General features: G+C 53.4%; 25 protein-coding genes. 9 read left to right on the top strand and 16 right to left on the bottom strand.

What is annotated here, in order from left to right:
- The first annotated feature begins 1 nt into the window (after position 1).
- On the top strand, positions 2-913 hold the full coding sequence (gene gsiD / locus SK51_RS19500; protein WP_015571027.1) for a glutathione ABC transporter permease GsiD: 912 nt from the start codon (positions 2-4) through the stop codon (positions 911-913).
- Between the two features lie 119 nt (positions 914-1,032).
- Here the strand turns inward: gsiD and rimO are convergent, their stop codons facing one another.
- Positions 1,033-2,358 (bottom strand): 30S ribosomal protein S12 methylthiotransferase RimO, encoded by a 1,326-nt coding sequence (rimO, locus tag SK51_RS19495; RefSeq protein ID WP_022647549.1) that lies wholly within the window; start codon positions 2,356-2,358, stop codon positions 1,033-1,035.
- Between the two features lie 217 nt (positions 2,359-2,575).
- On the opposite strand from rimO, the gene bssR reads away from it, so the two are divergent.
- Both bssR and SK51_RS19485 read left to right on the top strand, forming a co-directional pair.
- Complete coding sequence (gene bssR / locus SK51_RS19490; RefSeq protein ID WP_023305760.1) at positions 2,576-2,959, top strand: biofilm formation regulator BssR; 384 nt, start codon at positions 2,576-2,578, stop codon at positions 2,957-2,959.
- A gap of 106 nt (positions 2,960-3,065) precedes the next feature.
- Entirely contained in the window at positions 3,066-4,184 is a 1,119-nt protein-coding gene (locus tag SK51_RS19485) for a PQQ-dependent sugar dehydrogenase (protein ID WP_022647551.1), read from the top strand.
- Here the strand turns inward: SK51_RS19485 and SK51_RS19480 are convergent, their stop codons facing one another.
- Complete coding sequence (locus tag SK51_RS19480) at positions 4,185-4,811, bottom strand: glutathione S-transferase family protein (protein WP_022647552.1); 627 nt, start codon at positions 4,809-4,811, stop codon at positions 4,185-4,187.
- Positions 4,812-5,054: 243 nt separating this feature from the next.
- Here SK51_RS19480 and dacC point away from each other — a divergent pair, with 243 nt between their 5' ends.
- Positions 5,055-6,260: a serine-type D-Ala-D-Ala carboxypeptidase gene (gene dacC / locus SK51_RS19475; RefSeq protein ID WP_023299674.1), complete on the top strand. Its 1,206-nt coding sequence runs from the start codon at positions 5,055-5,057 to the stop codon at positions 6,258-6,260.
- Between the two features lie 86 nt (positions 6,261-6,346).
- Here dacC and deoR read toward each other — a convergent pair whose 3' ends face one another.
- From deoR to SK51_RS19460, 3 genes are all read right to left on the bottom strand, one after another.
- Positions 6,347-7,105, bottom strand: a complete 759-nt coding sequence (deoR, locus tag SK51_RS19470) for a DNA-binding transcriptional repressor DeoR (protein WP_022647554.1) — start codon at positions 7,103-7,105, stop codon at positions 6,347-6,349.
- A gap of 67 nt (positions 7,106-7,172) precedes the next feature.
- The gene (gene ybjG / locus SK51_RS19465; RefSeq protein WP_023305761.1) at positions 7,173-7,781 is read right to left on the bottom strand and encodes an undecaprenyl-diphosphate phosphatase; all 609 of its coding nucleotides are present in this window, start codon (positions 7,779-7,781) and stop codon (positions 7,173-7,175) included.
- A gap of 7 nt (positions 7,782-7,788) precedes the next feature.
- Positions 7,789-8,517, bottom strand: a complete 729-nt coding sequence (locus tag SK51_RS19460; RefSeq protein WP_023305762.1) for a phosphatase PAP2 family protein — start codon at positions 8,515-8,517, stop codon at positions 7,789-7,791.
- 167 nt (positions 8,518-8,684) lie between these two features.
- Between SK51_RS19460 and SK51_RS19455 the strand changes: the two genes are divergently transcribed.
- Positions 8,685-9,917: an MFS transporter gene (locus SK51_RS19455; protein WP_023305763.1), complete on the top strand. Its 1,233-nt coding sequence runs from the start codon at positions 8,685-8,687 to the stop codon at positions 9,915-9,917.
- A 518-nt stretch (positions 9,918-10,435) separates the two neighbouring features.
- Here SK51_RS19455 and SK51_RS19450 read toward each other — a convergent pair.
- Together SK51_RS19450 and SK51_RS19445 are read right to left on the bottom strand one after the other, a co-directional pair.
- Positions 10,436-11,248 carry a Cof-type HAD-IIB family hydrolase gene (locus SK51_RS19450; protein WP_022647558.1) on the bottom strand — a complete coding sequence of 271 codons (813 nt, stop codon included), beginning with the start codon at positions 11,246-11,248 and terminating at the stop codon, positions 10,436-10,438.
- On the bottom strand, positions 11,238-12,452 hold the full coding sequence (locus SK51_RS19445; RefSeq protein WP_032676352.1) for an MFS transporter: 1,215 nt from the start codon (positions 12,450-12,452) through the stop codon (positions 11,238-11,240). Before SK51_RS19445 ends, SK51_RS19450 begins: the two co-directional genes overlap by 11 nt.
- Before the next feature lie 82 nt (positions 12,453-12,534).
- Between SK51_RS19445 and SK51_RS19440 the strand changes: the two genes are divergently transcribed.
- Positions 12,535-13,086: a TetR/AcrR family transcriptional regulator gene (locus SK51_RS19440; protein WP_023305764.1), complete on the top strand. Its 552-nt coding sequence runs from the start codon at positions 12,535-12,537 to the stop codon at positions 13,084-13,086.
- 27 nt (positions 13,087-13,113) lie between these two features.
- Here SK51_RS19440 and arsC read toward each other — a convergent pair whose 3' ends face one another.
- The 5 genes from arsC to SK51_RS19410 form a co-directional block, all read right to left on the bottom strand.
- Positions 13,114-13,539, bottom strand: a complete 426-nt coding sequence (arsC, locus tag SK51_RS19435) for a glutaredoxin-dependent arsenate reductase (RefSeq protein ID WP_023305765.1) — start codon at positions 13,537-13,539, stop codon at positions 13,114-13,116.
- 12 nt (positions 13,540-13,551) lie between these two features.
- Positions 13,552-14,841, bottom strand: a complete 1,290-nt coding sequence (locus tag SK51_RS19430) for an arsenic transporter (RefSeq protein ID WP_023305766.1) — start codon at positions 14,839-14,841, stop codon at positions 13,552-13,554.
- 40 nt (positions 14,842-14,881) lie between these two features.
- Positions 14,882-15,202 (bottom strand): metalloregulator ArsR/SmtB family transcription factor, encoded by a 321-nt coding sequence (locus SK51_RS19425; RefSeq protein WP_023305767.1) that lies wholly within the window; start codon positions 15,200-15,202, stop codon positions 14,882-14,884.
- Between the two features lie 224 nt (positions 15,203-15,426).
- On the bottom strand, positions 15,427-15,906 hold the full coding sequence (locus tag SK51_RS19420) for an Hcp family type VI secretion system effector (RefSeq protein ID WP_023305768.1): 480 nt from the start codon (positions 15,904-15,906) through the stop codon (positions 15,427-15,429).
- A 221-nt stretch (positions 15,907-16,127) separates the two neighbouring features.
- Positions 16,128-16,835, bottom strand: coding sequence for a hypothetical protein (locus SK51_RS19410; protein WP_023305769.1), 708 nt, complete (start codon positions 16,833-16,835; stop codon positions 16,128-16,130).
- Between the two features lie 833 nt (positions 16,836-17,668).
- Between SK51_RS19410 and SK51_RS19405 the strand changes: the two genes are divergently transcribed.
- Positions 17,669-18,394: a hypothetical protein gene (locus tag SK51_RS19405; RefSeq protein WP_023305770.1), complete on the top strand. Its 726-nt coding sequence runs from the start codon at positions 17,669-17,671 to the stop codon at positions 18,392-18,394.
- 137 nt (positions 18,395-18,531) lie between these two features.
- Here SK51_RS19405 and SK51_RS19400 read toward each other — a convergent pair whose 3' ends face one another.
- The 3 genes from SK51_RS19400 to SK51_RS19390 all read right to left on the bottom strand — a co-directional run bounded on the left by SK51_RS19400 (position 18,532) and on the right by SK51_RS19390 (position 21,770).
- Complete coding sequence (locus tag SK51_RS19400; protein ID WP_032676351.1) at positions 18,532-19,314, bottom strand: DUF2971 domain-containing protein; 783 nt, start codon at positions 19,312-19,314, stop codon at positions 18,532-18,534.
- Between the two features lie 105 nt (positions 19,315-19,419).
- A complete protein-coding gene (locus SK51_RS19395; RefSeq protein ID WP_032670998.1) occupies positions 19,420-19,818 on the bottom strand; it encodes a hypothetical protein in 399 nt (132 codons plus the stop codon).
- A 266-nt stretch (positions 19,819-20,084) separates the two neighbouring features.
- A complete protein-coding gene (locus SK51_RS19390; RefSeq protein ID WP_001024855.1) occupies positions 20,085-21,770 on the bottom strand; it encodes an aspartate:alanine antiporter in 1,686 nt (561 codons plus the stop codon).
- Between the two features lie 274 nt (positions 21,771-22,044).
- Here SK51_RS19390 and SK51_RS19385 point away from each other — a divergent pair, with 274 nt between their 5' ends.
- Positions 22,045-22,419: an inner membrane protein YbjM gene (locus SK51_RS19385; RefSeq protein WP_023299682.1), complete on the top strand. Its 375-nt coding sequence runs from the start codon at positions 22,045-22,047 to the stop codon at positions 22,417-22,419.
- A gap of 30 nt (positions 22,420-22,449) precedes the next feature.
- Here the strand turns inward: SK51_RS19385 and SK51_RS19380 are convergent, their stop codons facing one another.
- Positions 22,450-22,719: a GrxA family glutaredoxin gene (locus SK51_RS19380; RefSeq protein WP_014169305.1), complete on the bottom strand. Its 270-nt coding sequence runs from the start codon at positions 22,717-22,719 to the stop codon at positions 22,450-22,452.
- A gap of 185 nt (positions 22,720-22,904) precedes the next feature.
- Here SK51_RS19380 and nfsA point away from each other — a divergent pair, with 185 nt between their 5' ends.
- Complete coding sequence (nfsA, locus tag SK51_RS19375; RefSeq protein WP_023299683.1) at positions 22,905-23,627, top strand: nitroreductase NfsA; 723 nt, start codon at positions 22,905-22,907, stop codon at positions 23,625-23,627.
- The last annotated feature ends 14 nt before the right edge of the window (positions 23,628-23,641 follow it).

The following is a 23,641-nucleotide window of genomic DNA, read 5'->3' as shown; positions in this document are numbered from 1 at the left end:
GATGCGATTACTGAACTGGCGTCGCCAGGCCATTTTAAACGCTATGCCGGGGATCAGGCCGGACCATATTCGCACCCCGTGGGTTGAGTTCTGGCGTCGATTCCGTCGTCAGCCCGTCGCTATGGTCGCCGGGTTGTTTGTGTTACTGCTGATCCTGGTGGCGATTATCGCCCCCTGGATAGCCCCGTTTGATGCGGAAAACTACTTCGACTACGACCGGCTGAACGATGGTCCGTCGATGATGCACTGGTTTGGCGTGGACTCGCTCGGGCGCGATATATTCAGCCGCGTGCTGGTAGGGGCGCAGATCTCACTGGCGGCCGGGGTCTTCGCGGTGCTGATGGGCGCAGCAATTGGCACCGTGCTGGGGCTGGTGGCCGGGTACTACGAAGGCTGGTGGGACCGCATCATCATGCGTATCTGCGACGTGCTGTTTGCCTTTCCCGGTATTCTGCTGGCGATTGCCGTGGTGGCGGTGATGGGCAGCGGCATGGCGAACGTCATTATCGCCGTGGCGGTATTCTCGATTCCCGCTTTCGCGCGTCTGGTACGTGGCAACACGCTGGTGCTGAAGCAGCAGACCTTTATCGAGTCGGCGCGCAGCATGGGAGCCAGCGATGCCACCATCCTGTTCAGCCATATTCTGCCGGGAACGGTCTCGTCTATCGTGGTCTATTTCACCATGCGCATAGGCGTGTCGATTATCTCGGCGGCCAGCCTGTCGTTTCTGGGGTTAGGGGCACAGCCGCCGACGCCGGAGTGGGGTGCGATGCTGAACGAGGCGCGGGCGGATATGGTGATCGCCCCGCACGTGGCGATCTTCCCGAGCCTGGCGATTTTCCTGACCGTGCTGGCGTTTAACCTGCTGGGGGATGGGCTGCGCGACGCGCTGGATCCGCGGATTAAGGGGTAGGTTTTTGCAGGAACTTACCCCTCACCCTAACCCTCTCCCCTGAGGGGAGAGGGGACTGCTCGGTGCGGTCTGTTCCCCCTCGCCCCTTTGGGGAGAGGGCCGGGGTGAGGGGTTAAAGATTAAACCCGGCTGCCCCACAAATCATACTCGTCGGCGTTTTCAACCTTCACGCGAATAATATCGCCCGGCTTGACGTTGGTTTCCCCGTTCAGGTACACCGCGCCGTCGATTTCAGGCGCATCCGCCATGCTGCGGCCAATCGCGCCTTCTTCGTCCACTTCGTCGATAATGACCAGAATTTCGCGGCCCACTTTCTCCTGCAAGCGTTCTGCAGAGATCTGCTGTTGCAGCTGCATAAAGCGGTTCCAGCGTTCCTCTTTGACCTCTTCCGGTACCTGGTCCGCCAACTCGTTGGCCGTTGCGCCTTCAACCGGGCTGTACTTGAAGCAGCCCACGCGATCCAGACGCGCTTCTTTCAGGAAGTCGAGCAGCATCTGGAAATCTTCTTCGGTTTCACCCGGGAAGCCAACGATGAAGGTGGAGCGCAGGGTCAGATCCGGGCAGATCTCGCGCCACTGCTTGATGCGCGCCAGCTGGCGGTCAACGGATCCAGGACGCTTCATCAGCTTCAGAATGCGCGGGCTGGCGTGCTGTAACGGGATATCCAGATACGGCAGGATTTTGCCTTCCGCCATCAGCGGAATCACGTCGTCAACGTGCGGGTAAGGGTAGACGTAGTGCAGACGCGTCCAGATCCCGAGCTTAGCAAGCTGCTCGCACAGGCCAACCATGCTGGTTTTTACCGGCTCGCCGTTATGGAAGCCGGAGCGGTGTTTGACGTCCACGCCGTAGGCGGAGGTGTCCTGGGAGATGACCAGTAACTCCTTCACGCCCGCGTCGGCCAGGCGTTTGGCTTCTGCCAGCACCTCGCCAATCGGACGGCTCACCAAATCGCCACGCATCGACGGGATGATGCAGAAGGTGCAGCGATGGTTGCAGCCTTCGGAAATTTTCAGGTAAGCATAGTGGCGCGGCGTCAGCTTCACGCCCTGTTCCGGCACCAGGCTCAGGAACGGGTTGTGCTTTGGCTTTGGTACGTAGTGATGAACATGTTCCAGCACCTGCTCGTAGCTGTGCGGGCCGGTGATCTCCAGTACCTTCGGATGCACTTCGCGGATCTGATCCACCTTCGCGCCCAGGCAGCCGGTGACAATCACTTTGCCATTTTCCGTCAGGGCTTCACCAATGGCTTCCAGTGACTCCTGGACCGCGCTGTCGATGAACCCACAGGTGTTGACGATCACCATGTCGGCGTTGTCGTAGCTTGGCACCACGTCATAGCCTTCAGTGCGAAGTTCAGTCAGGATGCGTTCGGAATCCACCAGGTTCTTCGGGCAGCCCAGGGAGACAAAGCCGATTTTCGGCGGGTGCGTAACATTGCTCATAGGTTAAAAATTCATCAATTATGGAGTTATCAGGGCGGGATTTTACAGCGTATCGCGGGGGATTTATACACTCTTGATGGCGCAGTTGAGGCGGGCAATCGTTGTAACATTGTAAAGAATGTTAATCAGTTATCGTTTATTGATCTCAGGCATCACATTGTACAAAAAATGACCTTATTATTAATAGGGTAACATGGCTGACAGAGGAGGAAATAGCATGTCCGTTGACAGACTGAAACGCGATCTGCTTAACAAGCTGATCAACGCCCGAATCGACCTGGCTGCATATCTGCAACTCCGCAAGGCGAAAGGGTATATGTCAGTCAGCGAAAGCGAAAATCTGCGTGATAATTTCTTTGAACTTTGCAATTTCATGCGTGAAAAAGCACCCATCCTGAAAGCGTACTGCGCTGAAAACGAACTAGTGGCGCTGCGCCGCGCCGCCGAGGTGCTTTCCATCGCCGGGGTCTGTTTGATGAACGGACGTCACGACTGCCCGAATTTTATTGCCGTTAACGCGGAGAAGCTTGAAAACTGCCTGACCACGCTCGCGCTTTGCATCATGTGTCTGAACAAGCCGGAAACGCTTGCCCGACACTGAACCCGGGGGAGGCAACTCCCCCTTTTGATTAAGCTTTTGTAAAAGTGTTAACGCACCCGGGAACAGTGGCTAATCTTTAAGCCATATGCCGATAAAGGAGTGCGTTATGCCTCGATCCTCGCTGCTTTTCCTCCCTGTACTGTTATTCCCGCTTTCGCTGCTTGCGGCGCCCGAGACGGTTAAGGTCGACGTGCTACAGACAAAACTGGATCACCCCTGGTCGCTGGCGTTTCTGCCTGATAATAAGGGGCTGCTGATCACGCTAAAAGACGGGCAGCTTAAGCACTGGCAGGCAGGGAAAGGGCTCTCCGATCCGATTATCGGCGTGCCGAAGGTCTGGGCGAGCGGCCAGGGCGGATTGCTGGACGTGGTGCTGGCCCCGGATTTTGAACAATCACGGCGGATCTGGCTCAGCTTCGCCGAGGCGGGTGATGATGGAAAAGCGGGCACCGCGGTGGGCTACGGGCGGTTGAGCGATGACCTCTCGCGCATTGAGGGCTTCCAGGTGGTGTTCCGACAGATGCCGAAGCTCTCTACTGGCAACCACTTTGGTGGACGGCTGGTGTTCGACGGCAAAGGCCATCTCTTTATTGGCTTAGGTGAAAACAACCAGCGCCCGACGGCGCAGGATCTGGATAAGCTTCAGGGCAAGGTGGTGCGCCTGACGGAGGACGGGAAAGTGCCGCCGGATAACCCGTTTGTGAACACCGCCGGTGCACGGCCTGAAATCTGGTCTTACGGCATTCGCAACCCGCAGGGGATGGCGATGAACCCGTGGAGCGACGCGCTGTGGCTTAATGAACACGGCCCTCGCGGCGGGGATGAGATCAACATTCCTGAAAAAGGCAAAAACTACGGCTGGCCGATGGCCACGCACGGGATCAACTACAGCGGCCTGAAAATCCCGGAAGCGAAAGGCGAGCACGTTGAGGGCACTGAAAAACCGCTGTTTGTCTGGAAAGTGTCGCCCGCCGTCAGCGGCATGGCGTTCTACAACAGTGACGTCTTCCCGCAATGGAAAAACAAGCTGTTTATCGGCGCGCTGAAGGAGAAAGACGTCATCGTGCTGAGCGTGAAGGGCAATACCGTGACGGAGGACGGGCGCATTCTTGGGGATAAAGATCAGCGAATTCGCGATGTGCGCGTCGGGCCGGATGGTTATCTGTACGTGCTGACCGACGAGACGGACGGGCAGCTTTGGAAAGTCAGCCCGTCCGGGTCGTAATCAGGTCACCGGGATCATCACCACGTTGCGATACGCCGGGCGCTCGCTGAGCTGCTGGATCCAGCGCTGAAGGTGAGGGCGCGGGGTCCAGCTGAGACCCATGTTAGTGAGGTTCCAGACGAAAGGGGCGACGGCGATATCGCCCACGCCGAACGTGTCGCCGGAGAACCAGGTATGCTTCGCCAGTTCGTCGTCCATCATCGCAAACAGCGACTCGCACGCGTCCTGGGCGGCATGAATGGCGGGATAATCACGATCGGCTTCCGGCGTACGGATAAGCCCCATCAGGATCACGCGGTGCGTTGGGGAAAGCGTCTGGTTTGCCCAGTCCATCCATTTTTCGCCCTGCGCGCGCTGGGCTGGATTTTCTACCCACAGCCGACCCTGGCCGTACTGCGCGGCGAGGTATCGCACGATGGTGTTAGACTCCCACAGCGTGGCGTCTGTCTCGTCATCGCGCAGTAGCGGCACCAGTCCATTTGGGTTCATCGCCAGGTAGTCCGCGTCTTTATTCACGCCAAACTCCAGGCCCGCCATAACCTGCTTGAACGGTAAATCCAGCTCTTCCAGCGTCCAGAGCACTTTTTTCACGTTGGTCGAATTGTTCCTGCCCCACAGCGTAATCATATTTACTCCCGATGAGATGTGAATCCGAGTCAGCTTTTCGCCATGGTGAGATAAACCTAACAATTACGCAACAGATGCTAAAAAAAACACCGCAATCAAAGCGTATCTGAATGTTATTGCATAAACTTTAAAAACTTTACCTGGAACAGGTTTCTTTGAAGGCTGTAGTGCGCTATTACTCATCGCTTCTTGCGACACGGTGATTGTGACGTGATTTTTAGAATGGACACTCGGGTGGCATTTATGACGCAAAAAACTTCCTCTCTGCGCAGCCTGGCGGCAGGCTCGGCGCTGCTTTTCCTTTTTGCCCCAACGCTCCATGCGGCGGAACAGACAGCGCCCGAAGCGCCGCCTGTTGATGCGCGCGCCTGGATCCTGATGGATTACGCCAGCGGGAAAGTGCTGGCGGAAGGTAACGCCGACGAGAAACTCGACCCGGCGAGCCTGACGAAAATTATGACCAGCTATGTGGTCGGCCAGGCGTTGAAAGCGGGCAAGATCAAGCTGAATGACATGGTCACCGTCGGGAAAGATGCCTGGGCGACTGGTAACCCGGCGCTGCGCGGCTCGTCCGTGATGTTCCTGAAGCCTGGCGACCAGGTCTCCGTGTCCGATCTGAATAAAGGGGTCATTATTCAGTCGGGAAATGATGCCTGTATTGCGCTGGCCGATTACGTCGCGGGCAGTCAGGACTCATTTATTGGGCTGATGAATGGCTACGCGAAAAAACTGGGTCTGACCAATACCACTTTTAAAACTGTTCACGGCCTGGATGCGCCGGGTCAGTTCAGTACCGCGCGCGATATGGCGCTGCTGGGCAAAGCGCTGATCCATGACGTGCCGGATGAGTACGCTATCCATAAAGAGAAAGAGTTTACCTTCAACAATATCCGCCAGCCTAACCGTAACCGTCTGCTGTGGAGCAGTAACGTTAACGTGGACGGCATGAAAACCGGTACAACTGCCGGGGCCGGATACAACCTGGTGGCTTCTGCGACGCAGGGCGATATGCGCCTGATCTCAGTGGTGCTGGGAACGAAAACCGACCGAATTCGTTTTAACGAATCCGAAAAACTGCTGACCTGGGGTTTCCGCTTCTTTGAAACCGTCACGCCGATTAAGCCGGACGCCACCTTCGTCAGCCAGCGTGTCTGGTTTGGTGATAAAAGTGAAGTAAACCTGGGAGCGGGTGAAGCGGGTTCCGTCACCATTCCACGCGGTCAGCTGAAAAACCTGAAAGCCAGCTATACCCTGACCGAGCCACAGCTCACCGCACCGCTGAAAAAAGGTCAGGTGGTCGGGACGATAGATTTCCAGCTTAACGGCAAATCTATTGAGCAGCGTCCGCTGGTGGTAATGGAAGCGGTGGAAGAGGGCGGCTTCTTCAGCCGGATGTGGGACTTTGTGTTAATGAAATTCCACGGCTGGTTTGGCAGCTGGTTCAGCTAAGTTTTTGCCGGGTGGCGGCTTCGCCTTACCCGGCCTACAACGGCTCGAACGTAGGCCGGGTAAGCGCAGCGCCACCCGGCATAACCTCAATACATCAACTTCACCTGCTGCGCTTTCGCGTATGCCACCAGCTCGTCATCCGGGCGGCAATCACTGACGATGGCGTCAAAGCGCGACAGTTCTCCCATCCTTGCCGGACGGACCTTGCCAAATTTACTGTGATCAACCACCAGCACATGCTGCTGCGCGGCGTTGAGCGCCCACTGTTTCACCGGTAACTCTTCAAGATTAAAACAGGTTGCCCCCTGTTTCACATTCACGCCCGCCGCAGAGTAAAAGGCGATATCAGGGCATACATTGCTCAGCGTGTCCTGAATATTCAGCGGCTTGAAGATGGCGTTGCTGGCATGAAACTCGCCGCCACACAAAATCACCCGGCATGCTGGTTTCTCCTGCAAAGCCAGGAAGGTATTTAGCGAATAACAGACGGCGGTAAAGGGAACGGTGCTGTCGATGGCCTCGATGATCCACGGGGTTGTCGTACCGCAGTCAAAAAACAGCGTTTGATGCGGCTGCACCAGCGAGGCGGCGAGCCGCGCGGCTTTGCGCTTCTCTTCCACCAGGCGTGTTTTTTGATCGCTTAACAGATAATGGCTGGCGCTACGCGGCTCCAGAACAATATACCCGCCAAGCAGCACAACGGGGGCGCTGTCGCTGTTCAGATCGCGACGAATGGTCATTTCAGACACGCCAAGCAGGGAAGCGGCTTCCTTAAGATGCAGCTTATCGCTGCGCTTCAGCGCCTGAAGCAGCTGAGCAATGCGGTCATCGCGACGTGTTTCCATAGATCCTCGGGCTAAAAAAGTGAGCCCCCGCAGGGCGGGGGCTCAAGTGTAACCTGACGGACCGGGGTTAGTCACGTATCCAGCCTTTGCGGATCGGAAGAGCAAACAGAACGCGATAGGCCTGTGATAATCCACGATAAAGCGCCGGGCCAAAGAGGCTCCACAGGATGGCTGCGCTGACGCAGCCCATCAGCCCCACCAGGAAACCGCCGACCATATCCAGCGGCCAGTGCACCCCCAGGTAGACGCGGGACCAGGCGATGGCGACTGCCACGCCCATCAGCACCATGCCGGACCACAGGCGATGCCAGAACAGGAAGGCCAGCGCAAAGGTGAAGATCACCGTGCCGTGATCGCTCGGGAACGAGTCATCCGGCGCATGGTGCAGGAAGTTGTAGCCGACGCGATCGACAAACGGACGATCGTGCGGGAAGGCGTGACCCAGCACGTAGCTTGCCAGCACGCTCACGCCAATTGCCATCGCCATTTTGATCACCAGATGGCGCTGGGCGGTGACCTGTGTACGAGGTCCCCATAACCAGAGGATCACCGCCAGCGCCGGTACAATGCTAATCAGATCTTTCGCAATGAAGGTGGCGAGATCGATCATCCATTCCGGTGACGACGGCGTGGCGTTGAGCAGGTAAAACAGTTCGTAGTTCAGATTTTCTAACATAATCTCGTTACTCTTTAGCAAACCAGGTGGAAACCAGCCCGTAAACCAGCACCTGGGAAAACCAGACCCACCACCCGGCCCACAGGTTGTGAGAGAAAAAATGCGCGCCGCGCATGACCTGCCCGAAGCCCATCACCAGCCCCATAACAACGCCTGACGCGACAAAGGACCATGCCAGGCGCGGACGTTCACGCCAGAAGGCAAAAAACAGCCCCATCACCATAAACCCGCTGGAGGCGTGGCCGCCGGGAAAGCAGCGTCCCGGTCCGCTGTCTGCCGGAACGGCGCTGAACAGGGGATACGAAACGGACCTGCCGCCATATTCCACCAGATCCCACGGACAGCTGTGGTGGCTTATGCTTTTCAGCACCCCTACTACCAGCGCACCCAGCCCCATCAGAATCGCGGCCGTTACCAGTCGGGCATTGCGTTTGTAAGCGCCGTAAATCAGCGATGCGGCAGCGATAACAATGGTCACATATTTCGCCAGCCGATGGTTCAGCAGATCCAGCAACGGGTTTTGCTGTAGCGGAAAATGATGCGCCGCTGCGTCATACCAGAAACCGGTTATCCATCGGTCAAGCGATTCATCGCGCGAAAGCCAGGTAAAAAGCACCGCAAGGGCAATAAGCACGAAAAGTTGATAACCATAAAAGCGGGCAGGCAAACGGTAAAGACGTTTTGTCTTATTTGTCGGTAACTTAGATAATTCTGAAGGGCTGACGGCGTGTGTCATAGTTTCGGTCAATAACGTGAAATAGCACTATCATAGGGAGGGCAACTTAAGGAAACCTTAAACAACAACGATAAGTGCGTTATTTCTGTTTTTTCACGTTAATTTGCTATCTCAGACAGCGGCAATTCATTACACTCATCGCGATTTTTTCATACTAAAGAGATTGCATGATAAACCGTTCTTCTTCCGGTAATCGTCTGGGTCGTCAGGCGTTACTTTTTCCTCTGTGTCTGGTGCTTTACGAATTCTCTACCTACATCGGCAACGACATGATCCAGCCCGGCATGCTGGCTGTGGTTGAGCAGTACAACGCAGGTATTGAGTGGGTACCGACATCCATGACCGCCTATCTGGCGGGCGGCATGTTTTTACAGTGGCTGTTAGGGCCGCTGTCGGATCGTATTGGCCGCCGTCCGGTGATGCTGACGGGCGTAGTGTGGTTTATCGTCACCTGTCTCGCCACGCTGCTGGCGCAGAGTATTGAGCAGTTCACGCTGCTGCGTTTCCTTCAGGGCGTGAGCCTGTGCTTTATTGGCGCCGTGGGCTATGCCGCTATTCAGGAGTCGTTTGAGGAGGCGGTGTGTATCAAAATTACCGCGCTGATGGCAAACGTGGCGCTTATTGCACCGCTTCTTGGGCCGCTGGTGGGAGCCGCATGGGTTCACGTCGCGCCGTGGGAGGGGATGTTCGTCCTCTTTGCCGCGCTTGCGGCTACCTCTTTCTTTGGCCTGCACCGTGCGATGCCGGAAACCGCCACCCGCCTGGGCGAAAAGCTCTCGCTTAAAGAGCTGGGGCGGGATTATAAGGCGGTGCTGAAAAATGGCCGTTTTGTCGCGGGCGCATTGGCGACGGGCTTTGTCAGCCTGCCGCTGCTGGCGTGGATTGCCCAGTCGCCGGTCATTATCATCAGCGGCGAACAGCTTAGCAGCTATGAGTATGGCCTGTTACAGGTGCCGATTTTTGGCGCGCTGATTATCGGTAACCTGGTGCTGGCGCGTCTGACGTCGCGCCGTACCGTGCGTTCGCTGATTATTTTGGGCGGCTGGCCCATAGCGGCAGGGCTGATTATCGCGGCGGTGGCGACCGTAGCCTCGTCTCATGCGTACCTGTGGATGACGGCGGGGCTGAGTGTTTACGCGTTTGGTATCGGCGTGGCGAATGCTGGCCTGGTGCGCCTGACGCTGTTCGCCAGTGAAATGAGTAAAGGCACGGTGTCTGCCGCGATGGGGATGCTGCAAATGCTGATTTTCACCGTCGGTATTGAGGTGAGCAAGCATGCTTATGCGTTTGGCGGAAACGGGCTGTTCAGCCTGTTCAATCTCGCAAACGGTGTGCTGTGGGTAGGGCTGATGGTGGTGTTCCTGAAGGACAAACGCGTCGGAAGCGCACTGCAACCGTAATCCTTATTCCCTCTCCCCCCTGGGCGAGCTCGGGACAGTTCCCTCTCCCTGTGGGCTGAGGGATCCCCAGTAATTTGAAAGCAAAAGCGATAACGTTGCCTCAGAATAACTGAGGGCTTTCAGCGATGCCTCGGTCCGGCTGTAAATCGCTGAGGCGTTTCCTGTAGGCCGGGGCGAGGCGCAGGGATGCGCCGAGAGGGCGGGCTTTACAGGGATGTTACCTCCGCCCGTCCCCGATAAGCCGGAAGGAATAAGCCGAAGGCACCGCGAAGCGGCGATTTTCCGCCGGAAGCCCGGGTCGCTAGGGTGGTGGCGACTGAGCCACCCTGGCACGTTCACCGGTCATGTCGTGGCAGAGTAGCAAGGAACATAAAGTGAACGGAATGACCACCAGAGCCGTATGTTCCCCCTCACCCCAGCCCTCTCCCTCAAGGGAGAGGGGGCCATCTGTGCAGGCATTATTTTGTGGGGAACCCTCAGCCCTGTGGGAGAGGGTGAAGGCACCAGAGCGCACGGAATCAATTAAACGGCGCCTTCCCCTCCAGCACCATATCAATCACGTCCAGCACCCCTTCGTCATTATTATTTGGCGCTTCATAGCGGGCTACCGCTTTAATATGCGGTCTGGCGTTGGCCATCGCGAAGCCAAACCCAGCCTGGCGCAGCATCTCCACGTCGTTACCGCTGTCGCCAAAGGCCACCACTTCACTGTCCTCAATGCCCCAGCGCGCTTGCAGGATCCGCAGGCCGTTAGCTTTGTGCACGCCAGGGATTATCAGGTCGATACTGCCGTGACCCGTGGTCACCGGCACCATGATGTCGCCAAGCTTCTCATGCAGCAGCGCCTGAATGCGCGGTATTTCGTCGTCAGAGACGTTAAGCCCGAACTTGAAGAAAATATCGTTGAGGTTGTCAAAGCTGCTGACGCTTTCAAGGCGGTGATAGTATTTCGCCGCAATCTCTTTGAAGAGGTCGTTATACGTTTTCAGCGTGTAGGCGCTGTTTTTTCCGCAGGCAATTATCTCAATGCCGGGCACGTCGTTTAACAGGGTGGCGACGGTCAGAAAATGCTCTTTCGACAGTTCGCCGTTAAACACGTCTTCGCCCGCATCCACAACCCAGCCGCCGTTTTCGGCGACGAAGGCGATTTCATGGGCGATCTCGGGGAAAAATGAGATCAGCTGGTAGTACTGGTTTCCGCTGGCGACCACAAAACGGATGCCTTGCGCTTTCATGCGCGCGTACTGCGCCAGAAAACGCGCGCGATTATAGGTTTTCGCATCGCTCAGGAAGGAGCCATCCATGTCGACTGCAATCAGTTTAACGCTCATATCCCTTCTCCATTGTCGTTTGTTCTGCTTCCGGTTTTGCCACCGCACGCGCCACCAGGGCGGCAATAATCACTAACCCTAACACCACCAGCATGGCGCTGCGCAACCCGTAGTGCTCACCGAGGAATCCAAGCAACGGTGGCCCCACCAGGAAGGCAAGGTAGCCCGTGGTCGCCACAACGCTCACGCGCGTCGGCGCATCGGGACCGGTATCGCTGGCAGCGGAAATGGTCAGCGGGAAGCCAAGGGAGGCGCCCAGCCCCCACAGGATCACCGACACACCGGCAATCCAGTCCACATCCACAAAGATGATCATCGCGATGCCCAGCCCACCCAGCAGGGCGCTGGCACGGACGACAGCCACGCGGCTGTAACGGTCGATAAACCAGCCCCCGGTAAAGCGTCCGACGGTCATGCCGAGCGTAAATCCGGCGTAGATCAGCGAGCCGGAGGTGGGGCTAAATCCGTGCCCGTCCACCATCAGCAACGGTAGCCAGTCGTTGGCGGAGCCTTCAGCAAATGCCATCGCCAGCACCACCACGCCAATCAGCATTAGCTGGAAATCACGATAGAAGGGCAACCCTTTTGCCGCAGACTTCTGTTCGTCCGAGGCGTGTTGTCCTGTGCCTGCGGGAATAGCCCTGATGCCGGTGAGGATCGGGATAATACAGACCAGCGCCGCCAGCAAAATGTGCACATTGGCCGCAATGCCCAGCGCCGTCAGCGCCATCCCCACGCCCGCGCCTGCCAGCGTGCCGAGGCTGTAAAAGCCATGTATCATCGGCAGCACCGTTTTGTTCATCGCCTGTTCGACGGCGGCCCCCTCGACGTTAATGGCCACTTCAGCCGCACCAAAGCTGCCGCCAAATACCATCAGCCCAAGGGCAAACATCAGCGGCGAGGCGAACCACAGCGCCACGCTCAAAGCGAACATTCCCACCACGGCGCAGCACATGGTGGTGCGGATCACCGCGCGCGTGCCAAAGCGCTTCACCAGCCAGGCCGAGCAGAGGATGCCGCTCATCGAGCCAATCGACAGGCCAAACAGTACGATCCCCATCTCCGCCGTCGAGACGGATAGCGTATCGCGGATTGCCGGGGTGCGCGTTGCCCAGGAAGCCATCAGCAGCCCGGGGATGAAGAAGAACATAAACAGCGCCCACATGCGCAGATGCAGGGCTTTGCGAGGAGAAGTTAGCGTCATTGGGATCAGCACCAGAAGTACAACAATAGCGACAACACTAGCAACTTTGTGTACATTTGTACATAAACCGGATGAGGATTTTATGAGCAGACCACCAAACGACCCTAACCGCCGCGAGAAGATACTCCAGGCGACGCTGGACACCATTGCTGAGCACGGTATTCATGCCGTCACGCACCGCAAAATTGCCACCTGCGCAGGCGTACCGCTGGGGTCGATGACCTACTATTTCGACGGGATGGAGTCGCTTCTGGAGGAGGCGTTCACGTGGTTTACGCAGCAGATGTCTCAGCAGTACCGGGATTTCTTCGCGGGGGTGACCGGGCGGGAGAGGGCGTGCGAGGCCATTACCACGCTGATCCACAGTTCAGCCGTGACCACGCCACACAATATGGCGCTGATGTATCAGCTGTACGCTTTTATGCACCGCAGCGCCGCGCTGAAAACGGTGATGCAGGACTGGATGAAGATGAGCCAGACTACGCTTAAGCAGTGGTTTGATCCAGCCACCGCCCGTGCGCTGGATGCGTTTATCGAGGGGATGACGCTGCATTTTGTAACCGACCGGTCGCCGTTAACCCGGGAGGAGATCCGGGCGATAGTGGGACGGATTGCAGGCGAGGATACCGTCTGATAGCGCTCGCCCCGGCCACGCCTGATGTCAGGAGATTTTTTTCCCGCTGGCGTCAACGACGACTTCGCCATCTTCCTTTGTAAATGCCCCTTTTTGCGCGTCCGGAAGGATGTCGAGAACGACTTCAGAAGGGCGGCACAGACGTGTACCCAGCGGCGTCACCACAATCGGACGGTTAATCAGAATGGGGTATAGCAGCATGAAATCAATAAGCTGGTCATCGGTGAAATTTCCCCCGGCAAGGCCCAGTTGCTCGTAAGGCTCGACGTTTTTGCGCAGCAGATCGCACACGGAAATCCCCATGTCTGCAATCAGCCTGGTCAATTCATCACGCGACGGTGGGTTCTCAAGATAGAGAATAATTTCGGGTTCCGTACCGCTGTTACGGATCATCTCCAGCGTATTGCGCGACGTGCCGCAGGCCGGGTTGTGGTAGATAGTGATGTTGCTCATATCCGTTACTCATTACAGTGTGAAGGAGAGACGTAGCGCCAGCGCGGTGAGCGTCACAAACAGAACCGGCAGCGTCATTATGATGCCCGTCCTGAAATAGTAGCCCCAGGTAATGGTCATGTTTTTCTGTGCCAGCACATGAAGCCATAGCAGGGTGGCCAGGCTACCGATGGGGGTGATTTTCGGCCCCAGATCGCAGCCAATCACGTTAGCGTAAATCATCGCCTCCTTAATCAAACCTGTTGCCGCACTACCCTCAATGGAGAGCGCGCCGATCAATACCGTTGGCATATTGTTCATTATGGATGACAGAAAGGCGGTGATAAATCCGGTTCCCAGCGTAGTGGCCCAGAGTCCGTGTCCGGCTAAGCGATCAAGAACGTCTGAAAGAGACTCCGTCAGCCCGGCATTACGCAGGCCATACACCACCAGATACATCCCCAGCGAAAAGATAACGATCTGCCAGGGTGCGCCGCGCAGCACTTTCCCGGTGTTAATGGCGTGCCCGCGTTTAGCAACGGCAAATAAAATCAGCGCGCCAGTTGTTGCGATAGCGCTGACCGGGATACCCAGAGGTTCAAGCACAAAGAACCCGACGAGCAGTAGCAGCAGCACGATCCAGCCCGTTCTGAATGTCGGCAGGTCATGAATGGCCCGTGCGGGCTCGCGGAGTTTTGCCAGGTCATATTCCGGCGGTATTTCCTTGCGGAAGAACAGATGCAGCATCACCAGCGTCGCGGCAATTGCGGCGATATCAACCGGGATCATCACCGAGGCGTATTCGCTAAAGCCCAGCTTAAAGAAGTCCGCTGAGACGATGTTGACCAGGTTGGAGACAATCAGCGGCAGGCTGGCGGTATCGGCGATAAATCCCGCCGCCATCACGAACGCCAGCGTGGCCTGCTTGCTGAATCCCAGCGCCAGCAGCATGGCGATAACGATAGGCGTCAGGATCAATGCCGCACCGTCATTGGCGAACAGCGCCGCCACGGCCGCACCCAGCAGCACGATCCAGGTAAACAGCAACCCCCCGCGACCGTTTCCCCAGCGAGCAACGTGCAGCGCCGCCCACTCGAAAAAACCGGACTCATCCAGCAGCAAACTGATAACGATTACCGCGATAAACGTGGCCGTCGCATTCCAGACGAGGTTCCAGACCACCGGAATGTCGTTAACGTGGATCACACCGCTCGCCAGCGCCAGCGCGGCGCCAATGGTGGCACTCCAGCCGATACTGAGCCCTTTGGGCTGCCAGATAACCAGTACCAGCGTAAACAGAAAAATAGCCCCTGCCAGAAACATCTTTTACTCCGTTATATCTGTTTTTGTGAATGTGTTGTGGTCAGCACGAGCCCGGGAGGCGGTTTTTCAGCTTCATACGCGTCTCTTCCCGCAGGCAGTTCCAGCTGGTGTCGATAACGGTTGCCGCCCACGCGGGCATGTTGGGAGAGAGACGGTAGTAGATCCACTTACCCTCGCGACGGTCGATGGCCAGCCCAGCCTCGCGCAGTAAGGCCATGTGGCGGGAGACTTTCGGCTGCGGCTCGTTGGTAGCGGAGCAGAGATCGCAGACGCACAGCTCGCCCGCTTCACGCAGAAGCATGACGATGGAGAGGCGCGTTTCGTCGGAGAGGGTTTTGAAGAGCTGGAGCGGGTGGAGCATTCTGTCATCCTGAATGTTTTGTGTCATATGCATTAAATCATATGTGATTGTAGTAAAGGAGAGAAGAAGGAGATAGCAGGAAGGATAAAAAAGCGACTGGAGGACTCGCTAAGGTCAAAATAGTCTTTATGGCTTGTCCGGACTACTCCTGATAGTCATGGGAAAGAAACCGCCCCAGGGGGACGGTTTCTTTATATCTGCTCACTTTCAACGCTCTTCTGTGCTCAGGCGCAGCAGCGATCGTTCCAGGTGTCACGGTAAATGATATTCCCCTCCGTGTACTTCCATGAGATTGCTTCGTAACGCAATTCGAGCGTTTCAAGATGGGTGCTGCTCATCCCGTTAGGGGTCATGAAGGGTGCCACTGTCGTGAACTTAACGTTTTCCATCACGATATTGAAATATTCGGCCTCGATCCCGGACTCCAGAATGCGGTACATCTTAATGATCCCCTTCTTCATAACTCTCCCTTCGCACACGGCGCGGTAAAGAAGCGGGGTAGTCTGATCAAATTCTTTAACTATCGTAATAGGGCGATGGACGCGCGTGCCGGTGAGTTTACCCCAGCTTGGATCAACCGGAATGGTTACACCGTGGGAGAACGATTTTAGCTCTATGGAACCAAGACGCGTGGGCATCATGCAGCTACCGATAATCGGCGAACCGTTCTCGTCTTCTAGCCATAGGTGTGCGGGTGTAGACATGTAATTTCCTTATTAGTAAGCGTAACGCATTGATGTTCCTCAATGCCATATCCAGTAAGCCAGTCCCAGTGTTACCAGGTAAAACAGGAGGATGAATCCCTGGCTAACCTCAGGGAAGTAAACGTCAAGGACATAGCCAAAAATGAACGTGAGGATGATCGGGACATAGGTCCAGAAGAAAAACTGAGCCTGAGATTTGAACCAGCGTCTTAAAAAGCCCATCAGTGTCTACCCATTAGCTTCAGGATCGTGTCAGCAGCATCATAAGGGCTTTGACTGTCAGTCCATTGCTGGGTTAGCACGCCCGCGCGCATAAAAGCAGGCTCCACCAGGAAATACATCATCTCCAGTTCTCGCAGGTATAACGCTTGATAGTAGGCGGGATGCATCACTTGCAGGCGATGAGCGCTGTCAGCAGCTTTTTGCACAACCCCGTATATCCCCAGCCCTCCAATAGCCGCGCCCGTTAATCCTGAAACGACCTTTAACCCTGAAGGTGGAAGGGTCACATAGAGGCAAACAGTCGATGCGACGCCTGCAGAGAATGAATACGAGGTTAGCGTGCTGGTGGATATATAAACGTTAGCGCGCATTAGAGCATGCTGTATCGCTGATAATTCTGCCGGGGAATAATCCTTAACCAGCTCCTCTACGTACGTGTTGATTAGGTCAAAGACGATGTTCCAGCGAGAAACGAGATGGAATATGCCCTTTCGGAATCGAGCGTCCTCCAGGTTTTGTCGGGTGCATACATCGTAATATTCATCAGTAAAGCAGGAGGTGTAGTACAGCAGGCGTTGGGCACCGGCACCTATATTATTCAGGTGGCTCTTTACCTCTTCACCTACATCACGTACCGCCCGGTCCAGCTTCATTGCCAGTATCTTTTGGCTCTGAAGCTGGCGGATGATCTCTTCAGAATGGTACATGCTTACTGACCTCGCACTTCAGCTCAATTGAGCGATTTTTTGCTGCATCCCCTAAGACCGGCATTGCTATTACTGAACTTGAAAACTGCATTCCTGTCCCCTCCATAGTGTTTCTATCCGCTCCAGCGTATATCTGTAACTAATATGGAAGTTCAAAGCAGATCATGTTTATGAAAAGCAGGGTATTTTTAGGATAATGACTTGATGTTTTTTAACCAATATGCGATTTATCGGCGAGCTTTTAGTGCGAATAGATAAGTTCAACATTGAGTGACTCGTTCCAAAATCCAACAGAAATATCATCACATACAGACTTTGCCACGCGCAACTAGTAGCGCTCTGGCGTGTTCCAGCCTTTCAGGCAGTTAGCGCCACCCTTAAAGCAGATCGAGCCCCCAGCAGGGCGCTGGCGCGTCACAGCATGGCCAAAAAAATCTTTCGCAGACCAAAATCGCACTACACCGCACCCGCCTGCGGTTTTTGGATCATAAAATTTTTTCAGTTTTATTTTTCTCCAAATCAGACCGCCATACCGCGCCAGTGCTGGCGGCTCAACAGAAACCCAGAACTGAAAAGATTGAAAAAAATTTCAGTGTTTTTCATTTTTCTGGATTTATATCTTTGCCCCTGCCTTGGCTAATAATCTGATTTATATGATTTTTTCTGTTTTTTTGCGTGAGTGTAAATGACTGATAAAGTAATCATGTGTTATGATCTTTTGCGATGAAATCAAGGATGACGTGGCCTTCAGATTGATACCAATTTACAATTGACTGAAATTCTTGAAATGCGCACATTTTGAATGTGCTTGTTTATTGAATAATGGTGGCATAATGAAAATTAAAGATGGATTATTGGTTTTAATAATTACTGCATGTTCATACTTATATACATACGTATATTTTTTAGGATATTTCAGAGCAAAAAACATTCCTGAGCAGTTTATTGATATCCAGTTGATTTCAATGATAAAGGTTGGTGTTTTTTTGTTAGGGGTCTTAGGGTTAATGTCATTTTTTATTGACATGTTGACTTCGATAGGTGAGCGTGAAATAAATGAAGGCCAGACTGATGCTGTGACACTGAGTGAACCATGGAGGCTTTTCTTTAAACGAAATAGTCTAATTATCATTACAATGCTTTTGGCTATAATGGATTTTTTTCATGATCCGACAATATCAAAACTATCATTTATTGTGTTTGTATTTTGTTTTGTTTTTCTGGCTGAGTTTTCTGTTGTGCCAAAGAATGTAAATACAAAATGGTATATGCGGAGGTTTAATATTTATTTGAAATCACCTAGAGTTACTGGATCAATAAAAGCTGCTCATAAGTTTAATGTATTAACACAATTTGTATATTTAACTTGGGGCATGTCGGCATTGTTATTGATGTATTTTATTGGTGTGACCGTGGCTAATGGTGAAAAGGATACCCTCATGTGTAATGGGAAATATCATGCTTTACAAATAAACTCAGATGCAGTGCTTGTCACACGAGATTATCGGGAATTTAAGTTTATAGAGAAAACTGAATGTAGTTTTACGAATTTAAAATGAAAGTTTATACTCTCAAAAGGGGAGCTGTAATTGGAATTATGTTAGTAATGTTAAAGGCTTCGCATGGAAGCCACTTCATAACAATCTGCAACGAGTTTCACTTTAACAATTGTGGATATCCCCATACCTAATTGAAATTAATTCAACTCAACAAATTTGTAGCTATCGAATGCCATACCAAGTTCAATAAATTTGCATCGTGAATTTATCTCTTTATTCATATCAGCGATTGCGCCTCTTATCTTGGCTTTATTCTCTTTACCAGCTCTTACTCCGGCAAAAACCTTAGTAATTTGAAATCTGGAAAATTCATGGATACCCTCACGGTTACTTAATGCTCTTACTTCCTGTTCATAAGCCCATTGTTTGCTTTTAGATAGTGCAATATTCAACCCGTTCATATTACCGTCTTTGTCATATAAGGCAGGTCGCATGTCGGTATAATTAACATCGAAAGGAACTATTATTATTGGATTTTCAGTTTTTGAAATTCGTGCAATCATTTCGGATGTATATTCAAACTCAATTGCAAAGCCTTGATGTTCGTCGGCATAATGTGCCCACATAGGAGCGGATAAATGGTCTAAACTAAAACATGTGACTGTTAAGTTATTTGACACTAAACGATGAGTTATTCCACCTACGCCTGTTTGACTCATTAAATTAAAATTTCTTTGCAATAATTTATTAGATGCCTTTTGTTCGAGTTTATAGATGCTTTTAAGTCTTTTAAAAAGTTTTTGTTTGCCTTGGGATGGAAAATATGGGTAGCAGTCAAAAGGATCGTTGAATTTTTCTGGTCTTGAATACCATAATGTACCGTTACTCAGGGTTTTTAAGCAATTTTCCATATTAAGATATTTATAGAATTTCCTATTGACTGGTCGTGTCAGGGAATGGTTGATGCCAACATTTAACATTAGATATCTCCTCTATTAAATATTCAAAGATGCTGTGAAACTGTGCATCCTAAATGCAATTTCGGTGATAATGATTGATTGCAAGTTTTTTTGATGTCAATATCATTATTCTTTTGAATTTTTGAATCCAGATGTGTCGCTTTGTTCTTCGATACTCTCTATATGAGAAACTTTAATTGCATTTGAGGCCTTGATAATTTCAAGAGCATCCTCAGTTGAAACACCTTTTAAATCAATGATTCTTCGATCTGAGCAAATTTCTATTTTAATGCTATTTTTTCTCTGTAACATTTCAAGTGCCTTCAGTACTAATGGTGCATAGGTTTTACCACGTTCATATAGTACGCTAAGAAATTCTTTTACGGTTGATGGCTTGGCGGAGAAACAACGTACCACTCCAGCATGCAAACCCACTTCATCAAAACCATCTATGAATTTTTGCCTTAGGTCTTCTGGAACGTAAAGTTCGATAGAATCGTACCTGGCTTTTCTATCTGATGCCATAGCTGTAGCCTTACATAGTTAATGAGCTTTCTCTGTCGCCACTTTGCCGCCATTGGCATGAAATGGAGTGAGTAAGTCAGTGATTTGGAAGGGATAAAATAGCAGGCAACAAAAAACCCATCAACCTTGAACCAAAAATGGCGGGGTTGATGGGCTCCACAAATTGGGGACATCAAAGAAAAGCAGTGGCACTAGTTATGACTGCACCCTGCGTAAAAAGTTCTGCGCGTAACGAAAATTTTTTCAGCCACACGCAATCTTGAGATTTATCCGAGTCCTGGCCAGATAATGATGATCAGCGTACCTGCCAGCGTCAGCAGCACGTTTGCGATGGCGTAGGTGCCTGCATAGCCCAGCGCCGGGATGTTGCTGCGCGCGGTGTCGCTGATGATCTCCATTGCCGGTGCGCAGGTGCGCGCGCCCATCATCGCGCCGAAGAGCAGGGCGCGGTTCATGCGGAGCACGTAGGCGCCGAACAGGAAGCAGATGACTACCGGTACCAGGCTGACGATAAGTCCGGAAACCAACATTTGCCAGCCGACCGCACCCAGGCCATTGCCAATGCCGCTCCCGGCGCTTAAGCCGACACCCGCCATAAAGACCATCAGACCGAACTCTTTCACCATGTTCAGCGCTCCCTGAGGGATGTAGCCGAAGGTGGGATGGTTCGCTCGCAGGAAGCCCAGCATGATCCCGGCGAACAGCAGACCGGCAGCGTTACCGATGCCGAAGCTAAAGTTACTGAACTGGAAGGTGATCATCCCGATCATCAGGCCAACAATGAAGAAGGCGCAGAAGGCTAACAGGTCCGTCACCTGGCTGTGGATCGAGATAAAGCCGATACGGTCGGCAACGGTTTTAACACGTCGGGCATCGCCGCTGACCTGCAACACATCTCCTTTATTAAGCACCACGTTATCGTCGATAGGCATTTCAATCTGGCTGCGGATCACGCGATTGAGGAAACAGCCGTGGTCGGTCAGCTTCAACTGCGCCAGACGGCGGCCCACGGCGTTGTGGTTCTTCACCACAATCTCTTCGGTGACGATACGCATGTCCAGCAGGTCGCGGTCGAACACTTCTTTCCCGTTGCGGAAGCTCGGATCGAGACGCGCGTGGGCGTCCGGGTAACCAACCAGAGCGATGTCATCGCCCATCTGGAGTACTGCGTCACCGTCCGGGTTTGCCAGAATGCCGTTACGACGGATACGTTCGATGTAGCAGCCGGTCTGACGGTAGATCCCCAGCTCGCGCAGGTTTTTCCCGTCGGTCCAGGCAACCAGCTCTGGCCCGACGCGGTAGGCGCGGATCACCGGCAGGTAAACTTTACGTTTGGAGTCCGTATCCAGACCACGCTCTCGGGCAATGGTTTGGGCGCTGGTCTGGAGATCCTGATGCTGAAGTTTTGGCAGATAGCGCGCGCCAACAATCAGGCTCACCAGACCAATCAGATAGGTCAGGGCATAGCCCAGGCTCAGGTTATCCAGCGCGGCGGAAAGCTGCGTGCCTGCCATGCCAGAATGACGAAGCGTATCCCCCGCGCCAACAAGCACCGGCGTGGAGGTCATCGAGCCTGCCAGCATACCGGCCGTTAAGCCGATGTCCCAGCCAAACAGTTTGCCCAGCCCTAACGCAATCAGCAGGGCGCTGCCGACCATCACCAGCGCCAGCATCAGATAATTTTTGCCGTCTCGGAAGAAAATGGAAAAAAAGTTCGGACCGGCTTCCACGCCTACGCAAAAAATAAACAGCATGAAACCTAAGTTAAGCGCGTCCGTGTTAATACTGAAATGTTGCTGACCTAATAACAGGGAGACGACTAAAACGCCAATGGAATTACCAAGTTGAACTGAACCCAGGCGCAATTTACCCAGACAAAGGCCCAGTGCCAGTACCACAAATAATAACAGGATGTAATTCCCATTTAACAAGTCTGCGACGTTTATATTCACGGAGGCTAACTTCTTGTTTACCAGTAAGTTGTTGAATGAAAGGACTATTTGGGCTACTGTTTTCAGAGTCAGGGAATCACTTTGCACCTCCCTGCTTCCTGATAAATACCCTAAACACTAGCAGGCGGTTAGTTTAATCGTAATAGCTACCGACAGCCACCTATTATCGCACGACTTGTGTGCGTGCTTTGGCAAGGATTGCCGCAATGCTTTATCTGACTGGGCGTCCACCGGACGATTTTTGTATTTGATAGAGATAAGTCAGGAGGATAGTTTGAACTTTAAACGAAACTGGGTTGGCGTAATCAGCTGCTTTTTGCTGTTTACGGTCGTTTGCATGTCGCTTGCTTTTAATGTGAAGGGCGCCTTCAGAGCGTCCGGTCATCCCGAGCTGGGCCTGTTGTTCTTCATCCTGCCGGGGGTAGTGGCCAGTTTTCTCTCGCGCAAAGGCGAGGTGGTAATGCCGCTGCTGGGGGCCATCCTTGCGGCGCCCCTCTGCCTGCTTCTGATGCGCGTGCTGTTTCTCTCGTCGAGAAGCGTCTGGCAGGAAGTGGCGTGGCTACTAAGTGGCGTTTTCTGGTGTGCGCTGGGGGCGCTCTGTTTCTTATTTATGCGCAGCCTGCTGCAACAGCGGAAGCATCATAAATAAAAACGCCCTCAGGGTGAGGGCGTCTTAGCATTACTGAGCGGCAAACAGGCCCAGGTGCTCTTTGGCGTACGCTTCGAAATCGGTGCAGCCGCCGATGTGTTTCTGATCGAGGAAGATTTGCGGCACGGTTTCAACCGGTTTACCCACGGTTTTTTCCAGATCGGCTTTGCTGATGCCTTCCGCGTGGATATCCACGTAACGGAAGTTGAAATCATCACGTTCTTCAGTCAGTTTCTCAGCCAGCTCTTTCGCGCGCACACAGTAAGGGCATCCTGGACGACCAAAAATTACTGCAAACATTTCTCTCTCCTCAAAAAACAAGCCTGACGGCGAATAATCCCTATAGTGCACGATAACCTGCCGTCATGGAAAGAAGGTTTCACCTGTCACTTTGATACAGTCAGGCTATGTTTCGCCAATTACATCAGGTGGATCATTGCCTATACTGGCTGCCATACGTTTTACGCAATACAAAGAGAGACAAAATGACGCCAACCATTGACCTGCTTCGTTCCCACCGTTCCATTCGCCATTTCACCGATGAGCCGATCACCCAGGCGCAGCGGGACGCGATCATCGACAGCGCAAGAGGCACCTCCAGCTCCAGCTTTTTGCAGTGCAGCTCCATTATCCGCATCACCGATCCGGCGATGCGTGAACAGCTGGTAACGCTGACGGGCGGACAAAAGCACGTTGCCCAGGCGGCTGAGTTCTGGGTGTTCTGCGCCGATTTTAACCGTCACCTGCAAATCTGTCCTGAGGCGGAGCTGGGGCTGGCGGAACAGCTGCTGCTGGGCGTGGTGGATACGGCATTGATGGCGCAAAACGCGTTCACGGCGGCGGAATCGCTGGGGCTTGGCGGCGTCTATATCGGCGGGCTGCGTAATAACATCGAAAGCGTGACGCAACTGCTGAAGCTGCCGAAACACGTGTTGCCGCTGTTTGGTCTGTGCCTCGGCTGGCCGGCGGATAACCCGGATCTGAAGCCGCGTATTCCTGCTGCGATGCTGGTGCATGAAAACCACTACCAGCCGGTCGATCAGGACGTTCTGCATCAATACGATGAAGAGCTGGCGAACTACTATCTGACGCGCGACAGCAACAACCGCCGCGATACCTGGAGCGACCATATTCGTCGCACCATCATTAAAGAAAACCGCCCGTTCATTCTTGATTACCTGCACAAACAGGGCTGGGCAACGCGATAGTCCCTTCCTCCTGC

Origin of the sequence: Enterobacter sp. MGH85, from assembly GCF_001037655.1 — a bacterium.
Taxonomy (GTDB): Bacteria; Pseudomonadota; Gammaproteobacteria; order Enterobacterales; family Enterobacteriaceae; genus Enterobacter; species Enterobacter intestinihominis.
Note: the sequence above shows the minus strand (reverse complement) of the source record. Positions and strands in the feature narration are given on the sequence as shown.

Coding starts and splice junctions, on each gene's coding strand:
- gsiD (WP_015571027.1), top strand. CDS start 2: ATGCGATTACTGAACTGGCGTCGCCAGGCCATTTTAAACGCTATGCCG.
- rimO (WP_022647549.1), bottom strand. CDS start 2,358: ATGAGCAATGTTACGCACCCGCCGAAAATCGGCTTTGTCTCCCTGGGC.
- bssR (WP_023305760.1), top strand. CDS start 2,576: ATGTCCGTTGACAGACTGAAACGCGATCTGCTTAACAAGCTGATCAAC.
- SK51_RS19485 (WP_022647551.1), top strand. CDS start 3,066: ATGCCTCGATCCTCGCTGCTTTTCCTCCCTGTACTGTTATTCCCGCTT.
- SK51_RS19480 (WP_022647552.1), bottom strand. CDS start 4,811: ATGATTACGCTGTGGGGCAGGAACAATTCGACCAACGTGAAAAAAGTG.
- dacC (WP_023299674.1), top strand. CDS start 5,055: ATGACGCAAAAAACTTCCTCTCTGCGCAGCCTGGCGGCAGGCTCGGCG.
- deoR (WP_022647554.1), bottom strand. CDS start 7,105: ATGGAAACACGTCGCGATGACCGCATTGCTCAGCTGCTTCAGGCGCTG.
- ybjG (WP_023305761.1), bottom strand. CDS start 7,781: ATGTTAGAAAATCTGAACTACGAACTGTTTTACCTGCTCAACGCCACG.
- SK51_RS19460 (WP_023305762.1), bottom strand. CDS start 8,517: ATGACACACGCCGTCAGCCCTTCAGAATTATCTAAGTTACCGACAAAT.
- SK51_RS19455 (WP_023305763.1), top strand. CDS start 8,685: ATGATAAACCGTTCTTCTTCCGGTAATCGTCTGGGTCGTCAGGCGTTA.
- SK51_RS19450 (WP_022647558.1), bottom strand. CDS start 11,248: ATGAGCGTTAAACTGATTGCAGTCGACATGGATGGCTCCTTCCTGAGC.
- SK51_RS19445 (WP_032676352.1), bottom strand. CDS start 12,452: ATGACGCTAACTTCTCCTCGCAAAGCCCTGCATCTGCGCATGTGGGCG.
- SK51_RS19440 (WP_023305764.1), top strand. CDS start 12,535: ATGAGCAGACCACCAAACGACCCTAACCGCCGCGAGAAGATACTCCAG.
- arsC (WP_023305765.1), bottom strand. CDS start 13,539: ATGAGCAACATCACTATCTACCACAACCCGGCCTGCGGCACGTCGCGC.
- SK51_RS19430 (WP_023305766.1), bottom strand. CDS start 14,841: ATGTTTCTGGCAGGGGCTATTTTTCTGTTTACGCTGGTACTGGTTATC.
- SK51_RS19425 (WP_023305767.1), bottom strand. CDS start 15,202: ATGCTCCACCCGCTCCAGCTCTTCAAAACCCTCTCCGACGAAACGCGC.
- SK51_RS19420 (WP_023305768.1), bottom strand. CDS start 15,906: ATGTCTACACCCGCACACCTATGGCTAGAAGACGAGAACGGTTCGCCG.
- SK51_RS19410 (WP_023305769.1), bottom strand. CDS start 16,835: ATGTACCATTCTGAAGAGATCATCCGCCAGCTTCAGAGCCAAAAGATA.
- SK51_RS19405 (WP_023305770.1), top strand. CDS start 17,669: ATGAAAATTAAAGATGGATTATTGGTTTTAATAATTACTGCATGTTCA.
- SK51_RS19400 (WP_032676351.1), bottom strand. CDS start 19,314: ATGTTAAATGTTGGCATCAACCATTCCCTGACACGACCAGTCAATAGG.
- SK51_RS19395 (WP_032670998.1), bottom strand. CDS start 19,818: ATGGCATCAGATAGAAAAGCCAGGTACGATTCTATCGAACTTTACGTT.
- SK51_RS19380 (WP_014169305.1), bottom strand. CDS start 22,719: ATGTTTGCAGTAATTTTTGGTCGTCCAGGATGCCCTTACTGTGTGCGC.
- nfsA (WP_023299683.1), top strand. CDS start 22,905: ATGACGCCAACCATTGACCTGCTTCGTTCCCACCGTTCCATTCGCCAT.